We start from the raw sequence: 6,745 nt of genomic DNA, 5'->3' as shown, positions 1-6,745 counted from the left end.
CCTGCGCCACTACCAGGCATAGCAGGAGATAGTATTAGCTACTGCGTTGGAGCAGCATCTGCGCCACTTCAGGCAGAAGCGGTAAGCGGAGCGACATTGAATTGGTACAGCGATGCAACGGGCGGAACAGCCAGTAGCGTGGCTCCAAGTCCATCGACAGATAGTTCAGGAACCTTCCATTATTACGTGAGTCAGACGTTGGGGAACATGGAAAGTGCAAGAACAGCCTTTACGGTGATTGTTCATGCAAGTCCAGCAGCTCCAGTAGCAAGTGTAACTCTTCAACCTACTTGCGCAGATTCGACCGCCACGATTCAAGTAACGGCTCCATTGGGATCTAATTATAGCTACAGCATTGATTCAACGAATTATCAATCGGCAGTTACTTTTAACAACGTAAATCCAGGTAGCTACACGCTACGAGTTAAAAATGTAGATGGATGTATCAGCTCTTCCACGAGTCAGTTGACGGTAGTAGCAAATGCGGGTATTCCAGCGACACCTGTAGCGACATTGGATTCTTTAATCAATAATTGCAATGTAAGTACGGTTGATTTAACTCAGGCTGAGCCATCTTCGCAAAGTGGAATTAGCTATGAGTGGTGGACGGGAACAAACTCAACACGAGTGAGTCAGATTACGAACCCAAGCACTTATGCAAGCACATCAAACGTGTATTTATGGTCTAAAACCACGGATGGATGTTATAGTGAAAAGGCGGATTCCCTACAAGTACACATGGTTACATGTTGTGTGGAATCAGCGGGTCAGTTAATAACCTCTTCACCTATGGTAGGTTTCAATTATGAACCAGCGACGGTTGATTATCTATCTCATATTGGTTATACTGCAGGTAGCCAAGTTCATTATGTGTTGGTTAACCAAGCAGATGGAAAGATTAAAGCCATCAATGATTCTATACCTAATTTTGAAAATATTGGATCTGGTGAATATAGAATCCACGCATTGGTGTATCGTCCTGAGGTTGTTATAACGGGATTGAACGTAGGTAGTTCTTTATCTGAGCTTAGTCCAAATTGTTCCAATACACCAAATTATAGATTTGTAGTATTCAATTACTGTGATTTTAATAGTACGTGGTCGATGGATAATGCAGCAGCATTACCTAATGGAAAATCTGAGAAATATGTATTAACCGATGGGTTTGATGATCATAAAATTGTCTCGATTAGTAATACCAATTCATTTAATTCAGTAAAATCGTACTCGAGTTATGAAATTGTACAATTACAATACAGCGGAACAATTAATAATTTGGTTGTTGGGGAATATTTGGGTAATGTAACAGCAACTGACTTAGATAAATATTCAAGTAAATTCTATAGTCATTGCGAACCAGTCGTATTGCAATGGGATGGGTATATTTTTAACGATCATAATAACAATGGTAAAGAGAATTTCCCAATAGATGATCAAGCTGGTCTTCCAAATACAGATGCGATGTTTGTTAAGGTATTGGATTCATTGAATCATGTGATTTATGTCAGTCCAATAAGCTATCAAAACTTTAGTATTTCAAAAGCATTTGAAGATGGAACCTATAGATTAGTTTTAGATGACAATTCTGATACGACTGATTATACACCTTGGTGTCCTGCTTATTGGGAGTCAGCTCCTAAAAAGGCTGTTATTCAAAGTGGTTTAGTGATTAATACCGACTTTTTCTCTAATTCATATTTAGTTCCTTTAGGCATGCATTCTACCTTGCCAGCGCCACTACCGGGTATAGCAGGAGATAGTGTTAGCTACTGCGTTGGAGCAGCATCTGCGCCACTTCAGGCAGAAGCGGTGAGCGGAGCGACATTGAATTGGTACAGCGTTGCAACGGGCGGAACAGCCAGTAGCGTGGCTCCAAGTCCATCGACAGATAGTTCAGGAACCTTCCATTATTATGTGAGTCAGACATTGGAGAACATGGAAAGTGCAAGAACAGCCTTTACGGTGATTGTCAATGCATCTGTTGGAAAACCAGGCGCTATTTCTGGAGAAGTTCTGGTTAGTCCTAATTCCAATCATACCTATCGCATAAGTCCGGTAGTAGGAGCAAGCTCTTACCATTGGATATTGCCAAATTCTTGGACGGGTAGCTCAAGTGTTGATAGCATTAGAGTGCAAGTAGGTTCTGCTAGTGGTCAAATTAAAGTGGCTGCTGTCAATACCACGGCATGTCAAAGTGATTTTGAGGTTCTAAGTATAGAGGTTAATCAAGATTTTGATGGAGATGGGGTGAGCAATAACCAAGAAATTTTGGATGGTACGGATCCATATGATGGATGTAAATATGTGCCAGCGCATATTACACTTGCTCATAGTGCTAGTTGGTCAGCTTTAGATTGTGATGGTGATGGATCGCCCAATGGTACAGATATTGACCCATTGAATTTCTGTGTGGGAGGAATCAATAATGTTATTCCTGCGCCAAATAGTCCACAATACGAGTTCTTTAAAGAGGCAGATTGTGACAATGATGGAATATCCAACAACATGGAATGTTTCAATGCGATTCAAACTTGTCAAGATTTTGATGGGGATGGAGTACCTAATTATTTGGATCAAGATTCAGACGGAGATAATATCCTTGACCGAGTAGAGCAAAATAGAGATAGTGATAAAGACAATAGTGCAGATTACTTGGATTTAGATTCAGATAATGACGGAATACTTGATTCCAAAGAAACGGTAATGGATGTAGATCATGATGGTACACCAAATTACCTTGACTTGGATAGTGATGCGGATGGAATTCAAGATGCAACCGAGGCAATTCGATTATTTAGACCTTCAACGGATGAGAATTATGATGGCCGCGTAGATAAAAATGGCCTATTTATCGATGATAAAATTAATCCAAATGGTTTAGCTGATTTCTTGGAAACGGCTAAAGGCGGTGTTCCGGTGGAAATGCCAGATACCGATCATGACGGTTTATATGATTTCTTGGATACAGATTCAGACAATGATTGTCTGTCAGATACAATTGAATCGACCCTAGATTCAGATGGCGACTTTATTCCTAATTACCGAGATGTTGATTCAGATAATGACTGTATTCCTGATTTAGTAGAAGCGGGTAATTGTACTCATCCAGTTGATTCTGATGCTGATCATATTCCTGATTACTTAGATACGGATTCAGATAATGACTGCATCAGTGATTTAATTGAAATCGGATCAGATTGCACAAAACCTGTAGATACAGACGGCGATGGCATCGCGGATTACAAGGATACGGATTCAGACAATGACTGCATCAAGGATTCGATCGAGGTAGGCGCTGATTGCACAAAACCTGAGGATACAGACGGCGATGGCATTGCAGATTACAAGGATACAGATTCAGACAATGACTGCATCAGTGATTTAATTGAAATTGGAGCAGATTGCACAAAACCAGTGGATACAGACGGCGATGGCATTGCAGATTACAAGGATACGGATTCGGATAATGACTGCATCAAGGATGTATTAGAAGTAGGAGCAGATTGCACAAAACCAGTGGATACAGACGGTGATGGCATTGCGGATTACAAGGATACGGATTCAGACAATGACTGCATCAAAGATTCGATCGAAGTAGGAGCAGATTGCACAAAACCTGTGGATACGGACGGAGATGGCATTGCAGATTACAAGGATACAGATTCAGACAATGACTGCATCAGTGATTTAATTGAAATCGGATCAGATTGCACAAAACCTGTGGATACAGACGGTGATGGCATTGCGGATTACAAGGATACGGATTCAGACAATGACTGCATCAAAGATTCGATCGAAGTAGGAGCAGATTGTGCTAAACCTGTGGATACAGACGGCGATGGCATCGCAGATTTCAAGGATACGGATTCAGACAATGACTGCATCAAAGATTCCATCGAAGTAGGCGCGGATTGCACAAAACCTGTGGATACTGACGGTGATGGAGTTCCAGATTTTATGGATACGGATTCAGATAATGACTGTATCAAAGATTCAATGGAAGTAGGCGCTGATTGCACAAAACCAGTAGATACAGACGGCGATGGCATTGCGGATTACAAGGATACGGATTCTGATAATGACTGTATCAAAGATTCCATCGAAGTTGGCGCTGATTGTAACAAACCAATAGATACAGATGGTGATGGCATTGCGGATTACAAGGATACAGATTCAGATAATGACTGCATCAAAGATGTATTAGAAGTAGGAGCTGATTGCACAAAACCTGTGGATACAGACGGAGATGGTATTGCGGATTACAAGGATACAGATTCAGACAATGACTGCATCAAAGATTCAATGGAAGTAGGCGCTGATTGCACAAAACCAGTAGATACAGACGGCGATGGCATTGCGGATTACTTGGATACGGATTCAGATAATGACTGCATCAAAGATGTATTAGAAGTAGGGGCAGATTGTGCTAAACCTGTGGATACGGATGGTGATGGCATAGCGGATTACAAGGATACAGATTCAGACAATGACTGCATCAAAGATGTATTGGAAGTAGGAGCTGATTGCACAAAACCTGTAGATACAGACGGAGATGGCATTGCGGATTACTTGGATACGGATTCAGACAATGACTGCATCAAAGATTCAATGGAAGTAGGCGCTGATTGCACAAAACCAGTGGATACTGACGGTGATGGCATTGCGGATTACTTGGATACAGATTCAGACAATGACTGCATCAAAGATTCAATGGAAGTAGGAGCAGATTGCACAAAACCAGTGGATACAGACGGCGATGGCATAGCGGATTACAAGGATACGGATTCAGACAATGACTGCATCAAAGATGTATTAGAAGTAGGCGCAGATTGCACAAAACCAGTGGATACAGACGGCGATGGCATTGCAGATTACTTGGATACAGATTCAGACAATGACTGCATCAAAGATGTATTGGAAGTAGGAACTGATTGCACAAAACCTGTGGATACAGACGGTGATGGCATAGCGGATTTCTTGGATACGGATTCGGATAATGACTGCATCAAAGATTCAATGGAAGTAGGAGCTGATTGCACAAAACCTGTGGATACGGACGGTGATGGCATTGCGGATTACTTGGATACAGATTCAGACAATGACTGCATCAAAGATGTATTGGAAGTAGGAACTGATTGCACAAAACCTGTGGATACAGACGGAGATGGCATAGCGGATTACAAGGATACGGATTCAGACAATGACTGCATCAAAGATGTATTAGAAGTAGGAGCTGATTGTGCTAAACCTGTGGATACAGACGGCGATGGCATAGCGGATTACAAGGATACGGATTCTGATAATGACTGCATCAAGGATTCGATCGAAGTAGGATCTGATTGTAATATTCCTCTTGATTCAGACAAAGATGGTTTGCCGAATTACAGAGATACGGATTCGGATAACGATTGTATTTTGGATGCTATTGAATCAGAGGGTAATTGTTTAAATCCAGTGGATACAGACAAAGATACTTTCCCAGACTATATCGATGCTGATTCAGATGATGATTGTATACCTGATTACATAGAGGTAGGTCCAAAATGCAACAAGCCAATCGACAGTGATGGAGATGGTATTTATAACTTCAGAGATTCTGATTCGGACAATGATTGCATCCCTGATTCAGTTGAAGCGGGCAAAGATTGCACCAAACCTGTGGATACGGATAAAGATGGAACGCAAGATTACTTGGATTTAGATTCAGACAATGACAGTTTCAGTGATAACATTGAAGCGGGCACTGATTGCAAGAAACCATCCGATACAGATAAAGATGGCCAGCCTGATTTCCAAGATATTGATTCAGATGGCGATGGTATACCGGATAAGTTAGAGGATGATGTTGATTATGGTAATTTAGTTGATTGTGACAAAGATGGAATTCCTAATCGATTAGATTCGGATCAATGTACGGTATTTTTACCAAAAGGGATATCTCCGAATGGTGATGGTAAAAATGATCGATTGATTATACCAGGAATCTTAAGTAATAACAATAATCGAATTACGATTTTAAACAGATGGGGAAATGTGGTTTATGAGTCGGATAATTATAAGAATAATTGGGCAGGAGAAACGACCAAAGCCTTTGACTTATTGTCTGCGGATGGATTATTACCAGATGGAACCTATTATTACATCATCGATTTTAAAGGTACCCGTCCAACCATAGGCGCCTATGTTTACATTAATCGTTTAGAAAAATAACCTATGCAAGATGTCATTTTGGAAGAAATTTCAAAATGACATCTTTTTAAACTGAAAATACTCTCAAAACTGCTAATGCTTTAACCACCTAAAAATGAATTTTACTTTATGCTTCATTAAAAGCTGTTCAGTGAATTTGAATATTCTAAAAAACGGCAAACGCTACTTCTCAATTACCTTTTTAATTGCTTTTATTTTCCTATCACATGCTTCCTATTCCCAAATAGAGGCGATGTATTCCTTGTATAAGCTGAATCCACAGTACATAAGTCCTGTACAATCTGGCAGCACGGAAAACAGCGAGATTATTGTATCCAATCGCCAGCAATGGATTGGTTTAGACGGAGCACCTAAAACCTTAGGAGTAACGGCTAATGTGAAATGGAAATACAACAAAGGAGTAGGTATGATTGCCTACCAAGATCAAGCGGGACCCATGACGGTAACGAATATAGCCACAGACTTTGCTTATCACATCCGATTGGATCAGAAATGGACGATGAGTGGAGGGATCCGAGCAGGTCTTTTGAACTTA

The 6,745-nt window shown here is 40.7% G+C and carries 2 protein-coding genes; both read left to right on the top strand.

The genetic code is table 11. The features are described 5' to 3' along the window. The coding region (locus tag V7S76_RS08255; RefSeq protein ID WP_459509605.1) for a T9SS type B sorting domain-containing protein at positions 1-6,210 on the top strand (6,210 nt) is incomplete at its 5' end. A 94-nt stretch (positions 6,211-6,304) separates the two neighbouring features. Further along, positions 6,305-6,745, top strand: a 441-nt coding sequence (locus V7S76_RS08250) for a PorP/SprF family type IX secretion system membrane protein (protein ID WP_459509604.1), incomplete at its 3' end; no start/stop codon positions are given.

The sequence above is a fragment of the Aquirufa sp. ROCK2-A2 genome, from assembly GCF_054558485.1.
Note: the sequence above shows the minus strand (reverse complement) of the source record. Positions and strands in the feature narration are given on the sequence as shown.